We start from the raw sequence: 20,375 nt of genomic DNA, 5'->3' as shown, positions 1-20,375 counted from the left end.
CCCGTCACTCGTCATTTAATACTTACGGACCCATGGATTCCTTACTCATTCTCGCTGCCGACCCCGCCGCATGGGCTGCGCTTCTCACGCTGGTCGTGATGGAAATCGTGCTCGGTATCGACAACCTGATCTTTATCTCGATCCTCAGCAACAAGCTGCCGGAAGCCCAGCGCGCGCGTACCCAGCGCCTCGGCATCATGCTCGCGCTCGTGTTGCGGCTCGGCCTGCTCGGCACCGTCGCGTGGATCGCGCAGCTGACCGCGCCCGCCGTGACGTTGCTCGGCCACGCGTTTTCGTGGCGCGACCTGATCCTGCTTGGCGGCGGCCTGTTCCTTGTCTGGAAGGCGACGAGTGAGATTCACCACAACGTCGTCCATGCCGAGGAGGTTCGCGACAAGGCAAGCACGACCGTGCAATTAACCGCAATGGCCGCAATCGGACAGATCCTGGTGCTCGATATCGTGTTTTCGGTCGACAGCATCATCACGGCGGTCGGCATGACCGAGCACATGCCGATCATGTTCATTGCCGTGATCGCCGCGGTCACCGTGATGCTGTTCGCGGCCAACCCGCTGTCGCGCTTTATCGACCGGAATCCGACCATCGTGATGCTCGCCCTCGGCTTCCTGCTGGTGATCGGCATGACGCTCATCGCCGAAGGTTTTGGCACCCACGTGCCGAAGGCTTACATCTACGCGGCCATGGCGTTCTCCGCGTTTGTCGAAGCATTGAACATGCTCGTGCGCCGTGCGAAATCGAAGCAGGCGCTTAGCGTCGAGCGATGAGCGTCCGCCGACTTTCTATCCTTAAGGAGCAACGAAATGAAATGTCCTGTTTGCAAGACCGCTGACTTGCTGATGACCGAGCGACGCTCGATCGAAATCGATTACTGCCCGGTCTGCCGCGGCGTCTGGCTCGATCGCGGCGAACTCGACAAGCTGATCGCGCAGGATGCCGGCAGCAACGTAGCGCCGGTGAGCGCGGCCGCACCCCCGAGCAGGAACGACCATCACGATCGCGACCGTTCACACAACAGCGAGCATGGCTACGACCGCAATCGTGGGTATGACAATAACCGCTCGTATGACAGTCACCGCACGGACTATCGGGGACACAAGAAAAAGCGCTCGCTGTTCGACATGTTCGATTTCGACTGAACCTGTCCACCACTATTCGGACTCGCGGCTGTATCGAATGAAAGGGCGCGTGCTGATCTGGCAGCCGCGCCCTTTCAGTTTTTCCCTCTCGATCCCTGCTGACGTGGCCTCATGCCAACGTCAAACCCTTCATACAAATAACAACGCGCCGCGTGTCATCGGCGAGGCGATCTGCCGCGTTAACGCATTTAAGGCGGCACAGTTGTAGCAGCAGTTACCTAGCGGCAACAACCGGCGCACCAACCCATCACCAGTAACGCTCAGCATTGGCGGTTTGAGCGCGGCGCGCACGCGCTCAATCTCCTCGCGCACACTGCCTTGATGCTTCCCCAAATTGTTTTGCCTGCCCGTTTATCCTTCAGATGCCACTTTCATTCGTTTCGATCAAAAAAACCGGCGCGCTTGCCGCGCTCGCTTATTGCGCGCTCAGCATCGCGATGCCGGCTCATGCAGCCGACAACGTGATCGTGCTCGACTCCGGCGAAGCCCAACTGACGCTGGTCGATCCGGCGACGCACAAGGTCATCGGCACGGAGCCGACCGGCAAGGAACCGCATCATCTGATGATTACGCCGGACGGTCATTCGCTGATCGTCGCCGATTCGATTTCGAACGATCTGATGTTTCTCGATCCGCACACCGGCCGCGTGCAGCGTAAGGTCGAAGATATCGAAGATCCCTATCAGCTCGGTTTCTCGCCGGATCACAAATGGTTCGTCACCGCCGGGCTGCGGCTGGATCGCATCGACGTGTATCACTATGACGGCCAGAACATGACGCTCGCCAAACGCGTCCCGCTTTCGAAAACGCCGAGCCACATGACGTTCTCGTCCGATAGCAAGATCGTGTTCGTCACGCTGCAAGACACCGGCGAAGTGGCCGCGATCGATCTGGCGACGCAATCGGTGCTGTGGAAACTGCATGTCGGCAATACGCCCGCCGGCCTCTGGATGACGCCGGGCGACCGCTATCTGTTGATCGGCATGACGGGCGAAGACGACGTCGCCGTGGTGGATTGGCACAAGCAGCAAGTCGTGAAGAAAATCCAGACGGGGCGCGGCGCGCACAACTTCCGCAACCTCGACGACGGCCATCACGTGGCGGTCACGAACCGCGTGGAAAGTACGATCAGTATTCTCGATTACAACACGCTGACGAAAACCGCCGACATCACCGGACTCATGCCCGGACCCGACGACATGGAACTTTCCGCGGATCATCGCTATCTGTGGGTCACATTCCGTTTTGCGCGGCATGTCGGCATCATCGATCTGACAACGCATAAACTTATCGACACAATCGCTGTCGGACGCTCACCGCATGGTTTGTATTTTGCCAACCGTGCCCCCGTGTACGCGCCCAATCCAGACTGACCAGGCTTTCGTTTTGATGACAGCATCCGCAATTTCAAGAGGTTTTCGATGATTCACGAGATCGTCGCGCAACTCGACAATGGCGTCTCGGCGTTGCAGACACTTCTGTACGTCGACGTGGTGCAGCCGTTGTTCTATCGCTTCGGCCTGATGGGCTACGACGAGGACACCTACGACGCGCTTTACTGGGTGATCATCGGTGTGCTGGAAATACTGATCACGTACATCGCCTTGCGGCCGCTGGAAGCGCTGCGGCCCATCGAGACATGGTCGGATCGCAAAGCGCTGCGCGCCGATGTGATCTACACGTGGATTGCCAAGCTCGGCATCATCAATATCGCGTTCTTCTTCATGCTGCAGCCATTGTTCAATCATTGGCAGAGCCTGATGGCGATCTACAACGTGCCGAACATCGATATCGACGGCTTGTGGCCGGGCGTCACCGATCAACCGGGGGTGTCGTTCCTGATCTATCTGATCGCGCTCGATTTCTTCGGCTACTGGTATCACCGCTGGCAGCACCGCTTCGGCGTGTGGTGGGAACTGCATGCGGTGCACCATAGCCAGCAGCAGATGTCGTTGTGGGCCGACGACCGCAATCACTTTCTCGACGACATCATCCAGGCGGCGTTCTTCGCCGCGATCTCGCTCTTCATCGGTGTGCAGCCGACCCAGTTCGTCGTGCTGGTCGCCGTCGGCAACTTCATGCAGAGCGTGCAGCACGTGAACGCGCGTCTGCCGTATGGGTGGCTGCTCGAACGCACGATCGTCAGCCCGATTTTTCACCGGCGTCATCATGCGATCGGCTACGGCCATGAAGGCACGCGCTACGGCTGCAACTTCGGCGTGCTGTTTCCGTGGTGGGACATGATGTTCAAGACCGCGTCGTGGGACCGCACCGTCGAGCCGACCGGCATTCGCGACCAGTTGCCGGCACCGCACGGCGCCGGACGTTCCTACGGCAAAGGCTTGATCGCCCAGCAATGGCGCGCGTTTGGCCGCATCGCGCTGCGTCTGCGGGGCCAACGCTCCTACGGTGGCGTGACAGACTGAGCGACATCGCGGTGCAGCCTGGGGCGCCTCATCCGAAGCCAACGGCCCGCGCAATCAGCAACCCGCCTGCGCCGACGATCCCGGCCCCGATGATGCGCGCTGCGCGCTCGCCATGTGGGGCAACGCGTTCGACGGTGATCGCCGCCGTCACGGCCGCCATCACCCGCAAATCCATCATCCCGGTCACCAGAAGGACCGTGGTCAGCCCGGCACAGCAGGAACTGCAGTGGAGGCCGAGACGCAAGCCGTGCCGCCACGCCGTGGCGGCATCCACGGGCAGAGCGGGCAAGCCGGGCCGTCCCGGCAACATCTGGCCGCACCCCGGCGGCGTACGGCAACAGGCAAGACGGCGTGCCTTCCACGCAGTGAACTGCAACGCGCCGGCGATCAGCACAATCACACCGGCCGCAAGCGGAACGGCGCGCGCCAGCGCCGGCAGTTCCGTTTCGAGCGCCGCGAGCGCAACGCCGAGCGGAAATACGGCCACACCAAGCGCGCTCCATACGAAGAAATACCCCGCGCCCACCAGCAGCGTCAGCCGGCCGACGCGCGTCTCGCCGATTGCGCTGACGGCGAGGCGATAGCGCCACAGCATGGGGACGAGCGACGGCAGCATCATCGCGACCATCATCACGATCCACATGCCGACAAACGACGCCGCGAGTCCGAGCCACGTCTGTCCACACATTCGCATCCATGCCGCCGACATTGTCCAGCCGCCTGGCATCGGCATGCCGCCCATTGCCGACATGGACGCGGCGCTCACCGCCGTCACCGCCGCGCTGACGGCGAACAGCAGCGCCGAGACGCCCAGGAACGCCCGCTGCGAAACGGGTGCGCCGATCGGGTGCCGCGACATAGGCGGCCCCGCGTTTGCGCTCACGTGCTCCATCGCAGGGCTCAGCGCGTCTCGTACTCGTCGTGGCGCTTCCACCAGACGCCCGTCTCGTTGCGCCCCTTCGGCGCGCGGTCGAGCCACTGATACATCGGCCAGATGCCGTCCACGCCTCGCGCATAGGTGGAATACGTGTGATAGACCACGCCGTCTTCGAGAACGAACGCACTCAAACCCGGCCGGTCGCGCGTGTACGTCGCCGCGTCGGTGCCGCAGGTCGCCGCGAACTGGGCGACGGGCTCGGGAATCTGCGCCGCGTCCATCGCGTGGCCGCCGCGCTCATAGTTGTACTCAATGCTCCCTTCACGCTGTTGCGCCTCGGTAAACGCGATGTTGAAGTCGAAGTTGAAGTCGCTGCCGTGCGAAGACGCCCAGGGGAACGTCCACCCCATCCGGCGCTGATACGCCTGCAGCTTCTCGAACGGCGCCCGCGACACCGCCGACAAGGTGACGTCGTGATTCGCCAGATGAACCGCGACGCCGTCGAAGCCATCCGCGATCGACGAACATGACGGACATCCCGCCTTGTAGTCAGGCCCAAACATGAAGTGATAGACCAGAAGCTGCGAGCGTCCTTTAAAGAGGTCCGCCAGCGAAGCGCTGCCCGCATCGGTTTCGAACCGGTACTGCTTGTCGATGCGCACCCAGGGCAGCGCCTGCCGCTGTTGCGCCACCGCATCGCTCTGCCGTGTGAGCGCCTTCTCCGCCTTGAGCAGTTCGAGCCGCGCGGCCAGCCATGCGTCACGCGTTCCGGTCGTATGTGTCGTAGTCATGCTTGCCTCCTTGGGCGTTCTGCGTCGTTCGCCTGATTGTCGATACGACGTAGTGGTTGGTGGTCGTGCTAGATTAGTCACGGGAACCCGGACGGTGGGAGTGACAAGTGTGGCGGGATTCAGATAGACCATGACACCATGGACGCGCTAGTAACGGCGGCGGCGCGGGCGCTGGCGGCAGGCGACCCGCTCGGCGCATTGAACCGGGTCGCCTTGCGCGACGACGCAGCCGCGCTCGCACTGCGCGGCATCGCGATGGCGCAGCTCGGCGATCTCGTTCGAGCAAAGGCGCTGGTGCGAAGCGCCGCGCGCGCCTTCGGTCCGAAAGAGCCGGTAGCCCGTGCCAGATGTGTGGTCGCCGAGGCCGAAATCGCGCTCGCCTCACGCGATCTGGGCTGGCCCGCCAAGGCGCTCGACGCCGCGCGGGCAACGCTCGAAGCCCACGGCGACCGGCTGAATGCCGCGCATGCGCGGTATCTCGAAGTCCGGCGCCTGCTCCTGATCGGCCGCCTCGACGAGGCCGAGCGTTTGCTCGCGAGGCTCGACCCCGCGCCCTTCCCACCCGCTCCGCGCGCCGCTCACGAGCTGGTCGTCGCGGGAATCGCAATGCGCCGCCTCCAGACGAAACAGGCGCGCGCCGCGCTCGCCGAAGCTGAACGCGCCGCCCGTCAGGCCGGTATCCCGTCGCTGACGGCGGAAGTCGACAGCGCCCGCCTCCTGCTGAACACGCCCGCAGCGCGGCTGGTCGCGCATGGCGAGGAACGGCCCCTGCTGCTCGAGGAAGTCGAAGCATTGCTGGCGTCGAAGGCGCTCGTTGTGGACGCGTGCAGATACGTCGTACGTGAAGCCAACATCGTCGTACCGCTCGCGAGGCGTCCGGTGCTGTTCACGCTGGCACGTACCCTGGCCGAAGCATGGCCTGAAGACGTACCGAGGGACGCGCTTATCGCGCGAGCATTCCGGACGAAGCACGCCGATGAAACGCATCGTGCGCGATTGCGCGTCGAAGTCGGGCGGCTGCGCGCCTTGCTCGGGCCACTGGCCGGCATCAGCGCAACGAGGCGGGGCTTTGCGCTCGCGCCGCACGGCGCGCGCGAGGTCGTCGTACTCGCGCGGCCGGTGGAAGAGCCGCACGCCATGGTGCTCGCGTTCCTCGCCGACGGTGAGGCGTGGTCGAGCTCGGCGCTCGCGATTGCGCTGGATACCAGCCAGCGCACCATGCAGCGCGCACTCGACACGCTGGCGGCCGCCGGCAAGGTGCAGTCGTTCGGCCGCGGGCGGGCGCGGCGCTGGATGACGCCGCCCATGCCCGGATTCACGACTACTTTGTTACTCCCCGCGTCTCTGCCGATTGATTAGGATGCAGCCATGAAACGATCAGCCGCCAATATCGTCCGTGAATATGGACCCTTTCCGGGCGTCGACGCCGTACATGGCGTGACCTTCGACGGGCAACACGTCTGGATCGCGAGCGGCGACAAGCTGAACGCTTTCGATCCGGCGAGCGGAGCCATGCTGCGCACGATCGACGTGGTCGCGCGGGCCGGCACGGCCTTCGACGGCCAGCACCTGTTTCAGCTCGCCGACGAACGCATCCAGAAAATCGATCCGGTTAGCGGCCGCGTGCTGGATACGATCCCGGCGCCCGGCGGTGGCGGCAATTCAGGGCTCGCGTGGGCCGAAGGATCGCTCTGGGTGGGACGCTATCGCGACCGGCGGATTCATCAGGTCGATCCCCAAACCGGGGAAATTCTTCGCACCATCGAATCCAACCGCTTCGTCACCGGCGTCACCTGGAGCGACGGGGAACTCTGGCACGGCACCTGGGAAGACGACGCGAGCGAGTTGAGGCGAATCGATCCTGGTACCGGCGAAGTGCTGGAAAGCCTCGAGATGCCGCCGGGCGTCTACGTGTCGGGACTCGAAGCCGATGGCGGCGATCAGTTCTTCTGCGGCGGCGCAACCAGCGGGAAAGTGCGCGCGGTACGTCGGCCCGCACGAGGCGCCGAGCTTCCCGCCGAGTCTGTGGACGAATAAGCGAAGCAGACAGTGCGCCACCTGGCACAACGCCCGGATCGACACGCCAGCCGATAAACAACAAACGTTGCCAATCCAGGGTTTCCATCAACAGAAATAGCTGTTGCCAAACTTTTTGTTGTCGTACTATCCGCCTTGACAACACATGTTGCCACATAGGCGGGTTGCGCATCGCATGTTGCGACGCCACCCGGTGTTAGTCAGCCGCCCCTTGACGCTGTCAGGGGCATTGCCCACCACCGCGGAGAATTTATGGGACGTCGCTCCTTCCTCATGTCTATGGTTGCTGTCGCCATGCTCGGCACAACCCTCGCCCACGCTGACAACAAGGAACTCGTTGTCGGCACCGACACATCGTTCATGCCCTTCGAATTCAAGCAGGGCGACAAGTACGTTGGTTTCGATCTGGACCTGTGGGCGGAAATTGCCAAAGATCAGGGCTGGACCTACAAGATTCAGCCGATGGATTTCGCCGGCCTGATTCCCGCTCTGCAAACGCAGAACATCGACGTTGCGCTCTCCGGCATGACGATCAAGGAAGAACGCAAGAAGGCGATCGACTTCTCCGATCCGTACTACGACAGCGGCCTGGCCGCGATGGTGCAGACCGGCAACACCAGCATCCAGTCGATCGACGACCTGAACGGCAAGGTGATCGCGGCCAAAACCGGCACGGCCACCATCGACTGGATCAAGGCGCATCTGAAACCCAAGGAAATCCGTCAGTTCCCGAACATCGACCAGGCGTATCTCGCGCTGGAGGCCGGCCGGGTGGACGCCGCCATGCACGACACACCGAACGTGCTCTATTTCGTCAGCACCGCCGGCAAAGGCAAGGTAAAGGTCGCGGGCACACCGGTCAGCGGCGACAAGTACGGCATCGGTTTTCCGAAGGGCAGCCCGCTCGTCGCCAAGGTCAACCAGGAATTGATCAGGATGAAAGCGGACGGCCGCTACGCGACGCTGTACAAGAAATGGTTCGGCTCGGAGCCGCCCAAGTCGTAATCGTCATTGGCAGGACGCGCAGCGAAGCCCGCTGCGCGCAGGACGACTCAACCAGGAGCGGTGTGTGGAATTCGATTGGTCAGTTATCTGGACTGCACTTCCGGACTTGATGGCCGGCGTGAAACTGACGGTGTTCATTGCGTTCGTGGGACTGGCCGGCGGGTTCGTGGTCGGCGTCATCGCCGGCATGTTCCGCGCGTACGGTCCGCTTGCGCTTAACGTCGTCGCGCAGGTCTACATTGAACTCATTCGCGGTACGCCGATTGTGGTTCAGGTGATGTTTCTTTACTTCGCGCTGCCGCTGCTCGCGCATATCCGGATCGACGGACTCACCGCCGCCATCATCGCGATCACGGTGAACTCGGGCGCCTACCTTGCCGAAGTTGTACGCGGGGCTTTGCTGTCCATTCCGAAAGGCCTGATGGAGGCCGGTCTCGCCATGGGATTGTCGATGCCGCGGGTGTTGCTGAAAATCGTCGGGCCGCTGGCGTTCCGCCGGCTGATTCCGCCATTGGGCAATCAGTGCATTGTGAGTCTGAAGGATACGTCGCTCTTTATCGTCATCGGCGTAGGCGAACTGACGCGCCAGGGCCAGGAAATCATCGCCGGAAATTTTCGTGCGGTCGAAATCTGGTCGGCCGTCGCGGTGATTTACCTGGTCCTGACGGGTGTGATGACGCTGTCGTTGCGTCTCGTCGAAAGAAGGATGCGCATCCTATGAGCATGGTCGAATTCCAGAGTGTCTCGAAGAGCTTCGGCCACGTGCCCGTGCTCAAGGACATCGATCTTCGTATCGAGAACGGAGAAGTCGTGGTGATCGTCGGGCCTTCGGGCTCCGGCAAATCGACCCTGCTTCGCTGCATCAATGCGCTCGAAAAGATTAGTGGCGGCGAGCTGCTCGTCGACGGCCTGAGCGTCAAAGGCAATGCGTCGGACATCCGCACGATTCGCCTCGAAGCCGGCATGGTGTTTCAGCAGTTCAACCTGTTTCCGCAGATGACCGCGCTCGAGAACGTCATGTTCGGGCCCATTCAGGTCCGTGCAGCAACGCGTGCCGAAGCGCGTGACCAGGCAATGGCGCTGCTCGACAAAGTCGGTCTCGAATCGCGGGCCAATCACTATCCGTCGGAATTGTCCGGTGGACAACAGCAGCGTGTTGCGATCGCGCGGGCGCTTGCCATCAAGCCCAAGCTGATGCTCTTCGACGAGCCGACGTCCGCGCTCGACCCCGAGCTTCGTCACGAAGTGCTCAAGGTCATGCAGGATCTCGCGACTGAAGGCATGACGATGATCGTCGTCACACACGAGATCGGCTTCGCGAAGCGGGTAGGGACACGTCTGCTGTTCATGGACAACGGGGGGATTGCGGAGGACGGCGAGCCGGCGGCGCTGATCGACAATCCGCCTACGCAGCGCTTGCAGGACTTTTTGAAGCATGTGGCTTAGGTCATTGCACGCCTCGGATGCTGGCATCGGCTTGCCAACCCATCGCCATTATGTGACGATGGGTCGATGCCCTACACGATCGAGCCTCTGCAATGACCACCATGAAATTCGATACCGTCGTGCTCGGCGCGGGCATTGTCGGCGTGTCGGTGGCGGTGCATCTTCAGAAACGCGGCCGTCGGGTCGCACTGGTCGACCGCAAGCAGCCCGGCAACGAAACGTCGTTCGGCAATGCCGGGCTGATCCAGCGTGAAGGCGTGTATCCGTACGCGTTTCCGCGCGACCTCGGCACCTTGCTTCGGTACGCGCGCAACCAGTCGCCGGACGTTCGCTACCATGCTGACGCCATACTCAAGACCGCGCCCTTTCTTTGGCAATACTGGCGCAATTCTCACCCGGCAAAACACGCGGCTATCGCAAGGTCGTACGCCACACTGATCGAGCATTGCGTGGACGAACACCGCGCGCTGGCGGCCGAGGCCGGCGCGAGCGCATTATTGCGGCCAACCGGCTGGATCAAGGTGTTCCGCACGGCGGCCGTGTGGGACGAAGAAATCCGGCATGCTGAACAGTGGCACCGGGAATATGGCGTCGAATTCGAATCGCTGGATGCGGGCCGGCTGCAACAGAAGGAGCCCGATCTCGACAAGACCTTGTTAGGCGGCCTGCGTTATACGGAGTCCGAATCCGTAAGCGATCCCAATGCGCTGGTCACCGCCTACGCAAAGTATTTCGAAACGCTCGGCGGACGCTTCTTCATCGGCGACGCGGACTCGTTTCGTGAAAGTTGGACGGTCGACACGCAAGACGGAACCATCACCGCTTCATCGGCGGTCGTCGCGTTGGGACCGTGGTCGGATCGTGTGAGCGCGCGGCTCGGCTATCGCTTGCCGCTCGCCGTCAAACGCGGGTATCACATGCACTATGCGCCGCAGGGGACAGCCCGTCTGAATCATCCGGTTCTGGACGTCGAGAAGGGCTACGTGCTGGCACCCATGGCAAAAGGCATCCGTTTGACTACGGGTGCGGAAATCGCGCACTGCGACGCGCCTAAAACACCCACGCAACTCGCCGCGGTCGAACCGGTTGCGCGCACGCTGTTTCCATTGGGCGAGCGCCTCGACAACGAGGCGTGGATGGGACGGCGCCCCTGCACGCCCGACATGATGCCGATCATCGGGCCGGCGAGAAATCACAAGGACCTGTGGTTCGCGTTCGGCCATGCGCACCATGGGCTGACGCTTGGCCCCGTCACGGGCCGGCTGATCGCCGAGATGATGACCCACGAGGAAACGCTCGTGGACACGCGGCCGTTCAGGGTGGAGCGGTTCTAAAGGCCGCTCGCTCCACGCCTGATCCGTTCAGTTCGCGCGGGAGCGCTTACCGGCCGCTCGTCTGCAACATCGCGCGATACTGCTCGCGCACCGGCCGGGCGTTTTCATAGTTGCGTTCCTTGATCACGCCAAAGCCGCGAATCGACGACGGCACCCGCAACAAGGCCAGCGCCGCTTCGATCGTTTGCGGGGTGAGCCGTTGAAGCGCGAGTTCGACGTCTTCCTCGAATTCGCCGATCAACGCACGTTCGATGACCCGATCCTTCTGGCGGCCAAACGGATCGAAGGCGGTGCCGCGCAACACTTTGCCGTGCTTCATCACGCGCAACAGCGGATCGAGCCACGCCGCGCGAAGGGCAATCTTGGTTCTGCGGCCGGTACGAGGATCGCGACGCGTCAAAAGCGGCGGCGCCATGTAGAAGGTCTTCTTGCCACCGCCGTCGAAAGCGCCGGACAGGTACGACTGGAAGCTGCCGTCGGTATGCAGACGCGCGACTTCATACTCGTCCTTGTACGCGAGCACCTTGAAATAGTTGCGCGCCGCCGCTTCGGTAAGTTCACCGGCGGTCCCGGCAATACGCTGCTCGGCCCGCTGCACCCGCTCGACAAGCGCCCGGTAGCGGCGGCCATAGGCGGCGTTCTGATAACGCTCAAGGTCGCGCACACGGTCGGCAACAAAGCGCTCGAGTTCGAACTCACCGGATGGCACCACAGCCGCGCCGGAAACCTGCTCGATCACACTCGCGTCGTGAGCCAGCAAGCGGCCCCAGAAGAACGCGCGCCCGTTCATCTTCACGGCCGTGCCGTTCAGTTCGATAGCCCGCAAAATGGCCGTTTCCGAAAGCGGAATCAAGCCTCGTTGATACGCATACCCAACCATCATCATGTTCGACGCAATCGCGTCGCCGAACAGAATCTCGGCGGCGCCGGAACCATCCCAGAACGCGGATGAGCCCGACCCGAGCGCGCCTTCGATCGCACGCTGGTGAATGGCCTTGCTCACGGGCAGATCGCCATCGCGCACAAAGTCCGAGGTGGGCGTAATCCGTTCGTTCACAACGGCCCGCGTCACGCCCGGCGCGACCCGCGAGAGCGCACCCGCTGACGCCGCGACCACCGCGTCGCAACCAAGCAGAACATTCGCGGCGTGCGCGCCGATGCGCGACGTCACGATTTGCGCGCGGCTGCTCGCAATCTGCACATGGCTGATCACGGCACCGTTCTTTTGCGCGAGACCCGTGAAATCCAGGGTCGAGGCGCCTTTACCTTCCAGATGGGCGGCCATCGCGAGAATCGCACCGATCGTGACCACGCCCGTGCCGCCGATACCGGTGACGACAATGCTCGCGTGTGCGTCCAGATCGGCCGGCACAGCCGCCGGCGCAGGCAATTTCACGCGCCATTCAGCCTCAATCGCGCCAATACGCTTCTGATCCGGCTGTTTGGGTTGCAGCCCCTCAACCGTAACGAAGCTCGGGCAGAACCCTTTGAGGCACGACATGTCCTTGTTGCAACTCGACTGATTGACGGCACGTTTGCGGCCGAGCTCCGTTTCGAGCGGTTCGATCGCAATGCAATTCGACTGCACCGAGCAATCGCCGCAGCCTTCGCAAACCGCCGGGTTGATCACCACGCGCCGGGGCGGGTCGATCAGCTTGCCGCGTTTGCGGCGCCGGCGCTTCTCGGCCGCGCAGGTCTGGTCGTACACGATGACCGAGACGCCTTTGGCCGCACGCAGCGTGCGCTGGAGTGCGTCGAGGTCGTCGCGATGCTGAATCTCGACGTTCGCGGGCAGCCGCAGGGAACCGGTGTACTTTTCAGGCTCGTCGGAAACGACCACCACTTTGGCAACACCCTCGGCGACCACCTGGGCCACCACGCGCTGAACAGTCAGGCTGCCTTCGGCGGGCTGGCCTCCAGTCATCGCAACCGCGTCGTTAAAGAGAATCTTGTACGTAACGTTGGATTTCGCCGCGACCGACTGGCGAATCGCAAGACTTCCCGAGTGCTGATAGGTGCCGTCTCCCAGGTTGACGAACATGTGCGGAATATCCATGAACGTCGACATGCCGATCCATTGCACGCCCTCGCCGCCCATCTGACAGAACGTCGCCGTATCGCCCGCTTCGCCCAAGGCCATGATGTGACAGCCAATGCCGGCGGCAGCGTACGAACCATCCGGCAACCGGGTCGACGTATTGTGCGGACAGCCGGCGCAGAAAAACGGCTTGCGGCTCAGCGGCTGCGCATCGTTGCCGGCCGCCGCGAGCGCAATGACGCGCGAACCATTGCGTTGAACCGGCGCAACGAGCGGAACCGGCGGAACGGATACCGTGAGTTCGACCTGGGTATGGGCAAAGAACCGTTTCAGCGCGGCCGCGATCTGGTCCGGCGCGAACTCCATCGCGGCGGGCAGCAGCGGCCCGGCTTCGCCGAGGTCCTTGCCGAACACAGCGGGACGTTCGTCCGGCCGCAGATTGAACAGCGCCTCCTTGATCTGACGCTCGACGAAGGAGCGCTTCTCTTCGACCACGACCAGCGCCTGCATGCCGCGCGCAAAGGCGCGTACGCCCTCGGTCTCCAGCGGCCAGATCATGCCGATCTTGTAGACGCCGATGCCGAGGCGCTCAAGCTCCTGCGCCGACAGCCCAAGGGCCGCGAATGCCGCCAGCACGTCGCCGTGCGCCTTGCCGACCGTGACGATACCGACCCGCGCGCCGCGCGGCCGTACGAGCGTGCGATCGAGCGGGTTGGCACGCATGAAAGCGAGGGCGGCGGGCAAACGCTCATCGAGTATGCGTCGTTCGAGTTCGCTGCGCTCGGCCGGCCAGCGAAGATTCGGATCGTAGTTGAAGCCGCGCCCTTCCGGCACGTGGATGTCGGCCGGCAATCTGAAACGAGGCGCCGCGCCGGCGTCATGCGCCTGCACGGTCATCGACCGGCCGCTTTCAACGGTTTCGGTGATGGCCTTGAAAGCGACCCACAGGCCGGAGAAACGCGACATCGCGTAACCCGCCAGACCGAACTCGATATATTCCTCAACCGACGCCGGAAACAGAATCGGCATCATCGCGCCTTCGAAGACATGGTCCGTCTGGTGCGGGAACATCGACGACTGTGCCGCGTGGTCGTCACCCGCAACGGCGAGCACGCCGCCTTGCCTCGACGTGCCCACAATGTTCGCGTTGCGGAACACATCGCCGGTTCGGTCGACGCCCGGGCCCTTCCCATACCACATCGAGAAAACGCCTTCGACGCGCTTGCCGGGAAAGGCGTCGACCTGTTGCGCTCCCCACAGCATGGTGGCGCCCAGGTCCTCGTTCAAGCCGGGTTCAAAGCGGATCGCGTGGTCCGCGAGCAGTTTCTTCTGGCGCCACAGTTCCTGGTCGAAACCGCCGAGCGGCGAGCCGCGGTAGCCCGACACCAGGCCGCCCGTCCGGATGCCCGCGGCGCGATCGCTGCGAGCCTGTTCAAGCAGAATTCGCACCAGCGCCTGGGTGCCCGTCAGGAAAACGGTTCCGTTCTCCCTGACGTAGCGGTCCTCGAGACCGTAGTCCATGTCGATCGGACGCCCCAGCTCTACTGCTCGCATATTCATTGTGTGTCTCCTCTGCCTGTAGGGGTGGCATGCGAGCCATTTTAGGTAGCCGATAGAGGCGATTCGTGCCAAACTCAGTCCCACAATCGCTTGAAATTGGCAAGTCGCGCCGATTTTCAACCGTTTTAAGGGAAAGTTAGCCAATGAAGTTTGACCGTACCGACGTCGCCATCCTGCGCGCATTGCAGCTCGACGCCCATACGAAGGCCGCCGACCTCGCGGAGTCGCTGGGTCTTTCGCTGTCGCCGTTTTACCGGCGTATCCGGATGCTTGAAGAGGCCGGCGTCATCAACCAGTACGTGACGCTGCTGGATCAGGAGAAGGCGGGGTTTCCCGTCAATGCGTACGTGTCCGTGGCAATCGAGAAGAAAAGCGAGGCACGGCTCGCGGCGTTCGAGCGCGCGATTGCGAACCTGGATGAAGTGATGGAGTGCTACCTGATGACCGGCGCTTTCGACTACATGCTCCGGGTGGTCGCGGCCGACATTGCGGGCATCGAGCGCTTCGTCATGACCCGGCTCACGAAGGTTGACGGCGTGCGCGACATTCACACCTCCGTCGCGCTGCGTCGCGTCGAATATAAAACCGCGCTGCCGCTACGCATTCGCGACGAATAATGCCTAGCTGAAGGGCGCCTTTTCCGGTTCAGCCGCATATTTGTCACGGAGCGCGTTCACGCAGCGGGTGAAGCGCGTGCGGAAGCCGACAGGGTCGGTACTCGGCGGCGTGAGTCCATCCGAGGTCACGTTCCATCCGTCGGCGGTGCGGGTAGCGTCCAGATCGAAGTTCGCGCCCGGCTCGTCTTCGAGAATCACCGTCTCGCGTATTTCGCGGCCGCCGGCGCTGATCACCGCCTGACACCCCTGATGAAGGCCGCCCGCCGCATGAACGCCGCTGCTGCCCAGAGGGGCGCTATTCGCGGCTGCGCCGTACATCCGTAGCGACTGGAATTGGGGCGGCGTCGCGGCGGTAACGAATGCAACGTCGCTGTCCGATATGCCGTCGCTACAACCGCTGATCAGGCAGGAAATCGCGGCCAGCACGAAGCCGGCGAAAGCGTGTCGAAAACTCCATGTCTCGTGGCATAGCATGGTTGGCCCCGTAGTTCTTGATATGTGGTCGGGAACCTCGTGTCCCGGCTCCGCGCCATTCATTGCGGCAATAAGGATAGCCGATACGCATGCCAACGATCCAGCGTGCCGATATAAAGTCGGGACACGTCACTCGCCCCTGAGCGCCCGTATAGCATCCAGCAGCCTGTCGATCTCCGGCTCGGTGGTCAGATAGCTGACGGACGCACGCGCAATCTGCTTAAGACCTCTCGCCTCCATATCCAGCGGCGTGTAGCCCACACCGTTACTGCCGATCGTAATGCCCTGCGCCGCCAGTTTGCGCTGCACTGAGAGCGGCTCCAGACCCGCTACGTTGAACGCCACCAGGCCGGACTGTTCGCGCCCCTGATCCAGCACCGTTACGCCGGGGATCTCCGCGAGTTGCACGCGCAAAGCCTGAGCAATGCTGTCGATGCGTGCGCGAACATTGTCGATGCCGATCTCCAACGCCTCTTCCAACGCATTGGCCACGCCGCAATGCAAGGCGGGCGACGATTCCGACACCTCCAGACGCGCCGCGTCGTTACGCAAGACGGGTTCGCCGTCGGCGCCCAGCGGCGCGGATCGCGTATCGACGAAAGCCGGCGTCAGGCGCGGCAGAAAGTCCTCGCGCACGTACAGCAGACCGGTGCCTCGCGGGCCGCGCAACGCCTTGCGGCACACGCCGCTCAGAACGTCGCAACCCACCGCGGCGACGTCGATGGGAAGTTGCCCAAGCGCCTGCGCGGCATCGATGAAGTACGGGATGCCGTGGCGGCGCGCGACCTGCCCGATCGCCGCGGCCGGGTTGATGAGTCCGCCGTTCGCCGGCATCCAGGTCAGCGCGATCAGGCGCACACGATCATCGAGCATGGCCTCCAGCGCCTGCGGATCGACGGCGCCACTCGAGTCGGACGGAATGACGTCAATCGTCGCCCCTGCGCGCTGTGCCGCAAGACGCATGGAGGCCAGATTACCGCCCCACTCATGACGCCCGACCAGAATCCGCTCGCCGGATCGCAAGGGCGCAAGCGCCGCGAATGCGGCCCCCCAGCCGGACGAGTTGCCTGTCGTCAGCGCAATCTCCGCGGGCCGGGCGTTCAGCAGGCGCGCAGCCAGCAGGCGCGCGCGCTCGGTTTGCTCACGTCCCGTTACGCCGGCTTCCATCGGCCCCGTCGTGGCTTCGAGCCACAGTTGCGCGCGTATCGCTTCAAGCGTGGCGGACGACGGAAGCGAGGCCCCCGCGTGATTGAAATGCGTGACGGTTTGAGCGCCGGGCGTGCGGGCGCGCAGCGCTTCCACGTCGGCGAGCGAGAGAGGAGATGGCATGGTTATTCCAATGACGGGCGTTGGGCTCAAGCTGCTGTAAGAGAGATCACGGCTTCGACTTCGACGGCCACACCGGCAGGCAGCGACGCGACGCCGACCGCACTGCGCGCATGGCGGCCGGCCGCGCCAAACACATCGACCATCAGATCGGATGCACCATTGGCAACGACGCTATGACGATTGAAGTCCGGCGTGCTGGCGACGAACACACCCAGGCGAACGACGCGCGCGACACGCTCCAGCCGGTCGCCCGTGGCGGCCGCAATCTGCGACAGGACGCCCAGCGCCGCGAGGCGCGCCGCCTCGATGCCTTGATCGTCCGTGAGCTCGTCGCCGAGGCGGCCCAGGTAGACCGGCTGGCCGCCCTTGCGTGATATCTGACCGGATATAAAGAGAAGATTGCCTTCCTGCACGAACGGCACGTAATTGGCTGCGGGCGAGGCTGCGGCTTCAAGCGTCAGGCCGAGTTCGGCGACACGTGCGGAGATGGAAGAGGTCATATCAGGAGCGTCCGATCGTAAGGGAGAACCCATCCTATGGGCTCGCCCTTGGGGTGACCAATCAATTTTTACACGCCATGCATGAGCGAAACTAATGCGTACCGTCCAGCACGTCTTGCGCGGCGGTCTGCGTGATCCACGCGCGAAAAGCAGACGCGGCATCGCTCAAGCCGCCCTTGGGCGTGACGAGCCACCAGCCGACGCGAGGTTCGTCCAGCACCGCGTCGGGCAATGCCTCCACCAGCGCCTTGCTCGCCAGTTGCTGGCCAATCAGCCGATGGCGGCCCATCGCAATGCCCTGCCCGGCGAGCGCCGCTTCCACGACGATGTTGTAGTCATGCAGTTGCACATGCTGCGCCCGGCTAAGGTCCACGCCGAACCGATTCGCCCAGAGTTCCCACTCGAAGGAATGCTCCGAATACGAGGCCAGAAGCGGAAAGCGCAGCAGATCCTGCGGCTTGCGCGGACGGCTTCGGCCACTGACAAGGGACGGGATGCAAACCAGCGACAGACGCTCAGGCATGAGTTGCTGCGAACGTACGCCCGGCCAGCCGCCACGGCCATAACGGATCGCCACGTCGACCTCGCCGCCCGACACGTCGGCCAAGGCGATCTCGGGCCGCAACTGCAGATCGATACCGGCATGGGCGGCCGAGAAAGCATGCAAGCGCGGCGCCAGCCAGCGTGTTGCGAAAGAAGCCAGGATCCCGACCGTCAAGGTGGCCCGCTCGCCGGGATGAACGCGAACCTCGCGGGTACCGGCGCGCAGCAGTTCGAAGGCGGCATGCACCTTCGCGTAGTACGCCAGGCCCTCTGGGGTCAGCTCGACGGCACGCGTGCGCCGCTCGAATAACGCAACGCCCAGGTCGGCTTCCAGTTTCTGGATCTGGTGACTGACAGCACTCTGTGTCACGAACAGTTCCTGAGCCGCATGACTGAAACTCAGACGCCTCGCGGCCGCTTCAAAAGCACGTAGCGACAGGAGCGGCGGTAATGAGCGGGCGGAATGCATCGGAGCTTGGCAATGGCACGAAGAGTTTGCCATGCTACGCCACTTGTATTGCCGCGCGCGCCTCAGGCACGCAGCGCGATACGAATGCCGCCGCACGCGCTAGCGCAAGCCGGCCGCAATTTCGACGTTCGCGACCATCGCCATGAGCCGCGGCGCGACATCGTCGATCAAACGACGTCCCTGCGCCGACTGCGCCGGCACCGCGCAGTTGAACACCAGCGTCTCAGCGTCCACCTGCCCGCACAACGGCGCAGCGACGCCGTACGCGTTCTTCTGCATATCGCCATACGAAAAGCACACGCCGGCTTCATGGTAGTCGCGCAGCGCCTGCTGCACCTGCGCCCCATAAAGTTGCCATTGCTCAGGCACGGCGACGCGCAGCCGGTTCAGCGCCACTTCACGCTCCTGCGGCGTGACCGCCGCCAGCCACGCCCGGCCCATCGCCATCCGCAGAATCGGACGCACCGCGCCGACGTCGGGCCGGGCAAGAATCCGCTCGTCGCCCGGACAGCATTCGACGTAGACCATATTCGACTGATCCCGCATGCCAAGCGACACCGACCCGCGAATCTGCAACGCAAGCTCGCGCATGAAAGGCCGCGCGATCTGCCGGATGCGCATGCCGGCCAGCAACGGATAGCCCATCGAGAGCACACCGCCGCCGAGCCGATAGTTGCGCGCCACCTGGTCATGGCGCAGGTAGCCGAGCTCGGTCAAGGTGTAGGCAAGCCTCGACACCGTGGCCTTCGACAAACCCGTCCGCTCGGCGAAATCCTTGTTGCCGAGCGCCGCTTCGCCGGGCCGGAAGCAGCGCAGAATTTCCAGACCGCGCGCGAGCGTGAACGCGAATTGACGGTCGTCGTCGTCGGGAAACGAGTCCATGGTCGGCCGCCCGGGAAATGGACCCGGTGAGAGTCGCGCTTCGTCGTCGGCGGCAGGCTGCAAGGCGAGCTGGCGTTCGACCGTTTCCACCATCGCCACGAGACGCGGCGCGATCTCGTCGACAAGCATCCTGTCGGTCAGCTGCACTCGCGGCACGCCGCAATTGAAGACGAAAGTTTCTGAATCGATCGATTCGCGCAACGGTACGGCGACCGCATGGATTGCAGGCTCGAAATCGCCTTCGCCCAGCGCGAGGCCACACTTATCGAACGTGCGCAGCGCGCCCTGCAATCCGGCGTGATACGCGTCCCATTGCTCGGGGTCGCGGGTGCGAATCTGTTCGAGCACGAGAGCGCGTTGCGCGGGCTCGGCGCGGCCGAGCCAGGCCCGGCCCATCGCGGAGGCAAGCATGGGCAGCGACGCACCGGTATCCGGACGAAACGCCGGCGATTCATGACCGCGCGCAGTCTCCACATACACCATGTGCGAGCGATCGCGAATGCCGAGCGACACCGAACCGCGCGCCACATCGGCAAGCTCCCGCATCAGCGGCCGCGCCAGTTCGCGGATCCGCAGGCCCTGCAGAAACGGATACCCGACCGACACCGCCGCCGAACCCAGCCGATATTTGCGTGCGCTGTTGTCGTAGCGCAGAAAGCCGAGCACGGCGAGCGTATACGTGAGCCGCGATACCGTGGCTTTCGACAGGCCTGTGCGCTCGGCAAAGTCCTTGTTGCTGAGAATTGCGTCGCCCACCTTGAAGCAGTTCAGTAACGCGAGGCCGTGCGCGAGCGTGGTGGCAAACTGGGGATTGCGGAGTGGATTCGGTGCCATCGTTTATGCGAAGAAACGCTCGGGGCGTGCTTGCGCCAATTGGAACACGTTCGCCA

Annotated in this window: 20 protein-coding genes; 11 read left to right on the top strand and 9 right to left on the bottom strand. The window is 63.4% G+C overall.

The features are described from left to right. Nucleotides 1-32: 32 nt before the first annotated feature. Nucleotides 33-785 carry a TerC family protein gene (locus tag AC57B6_RS37040; protein WP_183797530.1) on the top strand — a complete coding sequence of 251 codons (753 nt, stop codon included), beginning with the start codon at nucleotides 33-35 and terminating at the stop codon, nucleotides 783-785. Nucleotides 786-821: 36 nt separating this feature from the next. Next, nucleotides 822-1,157, top strand: a complete 336-nt coding sequence (locus AC57B6_RS37035) for a TFIIB-type zinc ribbon-containing protein (protein ID WP_030099588.1) — start codon at nucleotides 822-824, stop codon at nucleotides 1,155-1,157. A 129-nt stretch (nucleotides 1,158-1,286) separates the two neighbouring features. Here AC57B6_RS37035 and AC57B6_RS37030 read toward each other — a convergent pair whose 3' ends face one another. Continuing rightward, nucleotides 1,287-1,490 carry a hypothetical protein gene (locus AC57B6_RS37030; RefSeq protein ID WP_183797531.1) on the bottom strand — a complete coding sequence of 68 codons (204 nt, stop codon included), beginning with the start codon at nucleotides 1,488-1,490 and terminating at the stop codon, nucleotides 1,287-1,289. Between the two features lie 29 nt (nucleotides 1,491-1,519). Between AC57B6_RS37030 and AC57B6_RS37025 the strand changes: the two genes are divergently transcribed. Both AC57B6_RS37025 and AC57B6_RS37020 read left to right on the top strand, forming a co-directional pair. After that, complete coding sequence (locus AC57B6_RS37025; protein ID WP_491564145.1) at nucleotides 1,520-2,530, top strand: YVTN family beta-propeller repeat protein; 1,011 nt, start codon at nucleotides 1,520-1,522, stop codon at nucleotides 2,528-2,530. Between the two features lie 48 nt (nucleotides 2,531-2,578). Continuing rightward, nucleotides 2,579-3,583: a sterol desaturase family protein gene (locus AC57B6_RS37020; protein ID WP_496423192.1), complete on the top strand. Its 1,005-nt coding sequence runs from the start codon at nucleotides 2,579-2,581 to the stop codon at nucleotides 3,581-3,583. A 28-nt stretch (nucleotides 3,584-3,611) separates the two neighbouring features. Here AC57B6_RS37020 and AC57B6_RS37015 read toward each other — a convergent pair whose 3' ends face one another. Both AC57B6_RS37015 and AC57B6_RS37010 read right to left on the bottom strand, forming a co-directional pair. Beyond that, nucleotides 3,612-4,442, bottom strand: coding sequence for a DUF2182 domain-containing protein (locus AC57B6_RS37015; protein ID WP_496423191.1), 831 nt, complete (start codon nucleotides 4,440-4,442; stop codon nucleotides 3,612-3,614). A 41-nt stretch (nucleotides 4,443-4,483) separates the two neighbouring features. Then, on the bottom strand, nucleotides 4,484-5,251 hold the full coding sequence (locus AC57B6_RS37010; protein ID WP_030099584.1) for a DUF899 domain-containing protein: 768 nt from the start codon (nucleotides 5,249-5,251) through the stop codon (nucleotides 4,484-4,486). Nucleotides 5,252-5,389: 138 nt separating this feature from the next. Here AC57B6_RS37010 and AC57B6_RS37005 point away from each other — a divergent pair, with 138 nt between their 5' ends. The 6 genes from AC57B6_RS37005 (at nucleotide 5,390) to AC57B6_RS36980 (ending at nucleotide 11,073) form a co-directional block, all read left to right on the top strand. Beyond that, nucleotides 5,390-6,610: a helix-turn-helix domain-containing protein gene (locus tag AC57B6_RS37005; protein WP_281663672.1), complete on the top strand. Its 1,221-nt coding sequence runs from the start codon at nucleotides 5,390-5,392 to the stop codon at nucleotides 6,608-6,610. Nucleotides 6,611-6,619: 9 nt separating this feature from the next. Continuing rightward, entirely contained in the window at nucleotides 6,620-7,288 is a 669-nt protein-coding gene (locus tag AC57B6_RS37000; protein WP_028195306.1) for a Vgb family protein, read from the top strand. A 252-nt stretch (nucleotides 7,289-7,540) separates the two neighbouring features. Then, nucleotides 7,541-8,293: a glutamine ABC transporter substrate-binding protein GlnH gene (glnH, locus tag AC57B6_RS36995; protein WP_106355557.1), complete on the top strand. Its 753-nt coding sequence runs from the start codon at nucleotides 7,541-7,543 to the stop codon at nucleotides 8,291-8,293. Nucleotides 8,294-8,357: 64 nt separating this feature from the next. Then, nucleotides 8,358-9,014: a glutamine ABC transporter permease GlnP gene (gene glnP, locus AC57B6_RS36990; protein ID WP_042274292.1), complete on the top strand. Its 657-nt coding sequence runs from the start codon at nucleotides 8,358-8,360 to the stop codon at nucleotides 9,012-9,014. Next, complete coding sequence (gene glnQ, locus AC57B6_RS36985) at nucleotides 9,011-9,739, top strand: glutamine ABC transporter ATP-binding protein GlnQ (RefSeq protein WP_030099580.1); 729 nt, start codon at nucleotides 9,011-9,013, stop codon at nucleotides 9,737-9,739. Before glnP ends, glnQ begins: the two co-directional genes overlap by 4 nt. Before the next feature lie 101 nt (nucleotides 9,740-9,840). Continuing rightward, on the top strand, nucleotides 9,841-11,073 hold the full coding sequence (locus tag AC57B6_RS36980) for an NAD(P)/FAD-dependent oxidoreductase (protein WP_496423311.1): 1,233 nt from the start codon (nucleotides 9,841-9,843) through the stop codon (nucleotides 11,071-11,073). Nucleotides 11,074-11,119: 46 nt separating this feature from the next. Here the strand turns inward: AC57B6_RS36980 and AC57B6_RS36975 are convergent, their stop codons facing one another. Continuing rightward, nucleotides 11,120-14,671, bottom strand: a complete 3,552-nt coding sequence (locus AC57B6_RS36975) for an indolepyruvate ferredoxin oxidoreductase family protein (RefSeq protein WP_496423190.1) — start codon at nucleotides 14,669-14,671, stop codon at nucleotides 11,120-11,122. Nucleotides 14,672-14,814: 143 nt separating this feature from the next. Between AC57B6_RS36975 and AC57B6_RS36970 the strand changes: the two genes are divergently transcribed. Next, nucleotides 14,815-15,288 carry an Lrp/AsnC family transcriptional regulator gene (locus AC57B6_RS36970; protein ID WP_028195311.1) on the top strand — a complete coding sequence of 158 codons (474 nt, stop codon included), beginning with the start codon at nucleotides 14,815-14,817 and terminating at the stop codon, nucleotides 15,286-15,288. Between the two features lie 3 nt (nucleotides 15,289-15,291). Here AC57B6_RS36970 and AC57B6_RS36965 read toward each other — a convergent pair whose 3' ends face one another. The 5 genes from AC57B6_RS36965 to AC57B6_RS36945 form a co-directional block, all read right to left on the bottom strand. Continuing rightward, entirely contained in the window at nucleotides 15,292-15,762 is a 471-nt protein-coding gene (locus AC57B6_RS36965) for a hypothetical protein (RefSeq protein ID WP_127837987.1), read from the bottom strand. Between the two features lie 129 nt (nucleotides 15,763-15,891). Then, nucleotides 15,892-17,091: an aminotransferase class V-fold PLP-dependent enzyme gene (locus tag AC57B6_RS36960; protein ID WP_491565246.1), complete on the bottom strand. Its 1,200-nt coding sequence runs from the start codon at nucleotides 17,089-17,091 to the stop codon at nucleotides 15,892-15,894. Nucleotides 17,092-17,117: 26 nt separating this feature from the next. Next, nucleotides 17,118-17,591 (bottom strand): RidA family protein, encoded by a 474-nt coding sequence (locus AC57B6_RS36955; protein ID WP_444514020.1) that lies wholly within the window; start codon nucleotides 17,589-17,591, stop codon nucleotides 17,118-17,120. A gap of 91 nt (nucleotides 17,592-17,682) precedes the next feature. Beyond that, on the bottom strand, nucleotides 17,683-18,603 hold the full coding sequence (gene gcvA, locus AC57B6_RS36950) for a transcriptional regulator GcvA (protein WP_496423189.1): 921 nt from the start codon (nucleotides 18,601-18,603) through the stop codon (nucleotides 17,683-17,685). A gap of 99 nt (nucleotides 18,604-18,702) precedes the next feature. Next, nucleotides 18,703-20,319 carry an IclR family transcriptional regulator gene (locus AC57B6_RS36945; protein ID WP_496423188.1) on the bottom strand — a complete coding sequence of 539 codons (1,617 nt, stop codon included), beginning with the start codon at nucleotides 20,317-20,319 and terminating at the stop codon, nucleotides 18,703-18,705. Nucleotides 20,320-20,375: the final 56 nt, after the last annotated feature.

The sequence above is a fragment of the Paraburkholderia sp. BGA-UO-ETr-F12 genome (assembly GCF_059567945.1).
This window is presented reverse-complemented; position numbering and strand designations above follow the sequence as displayed.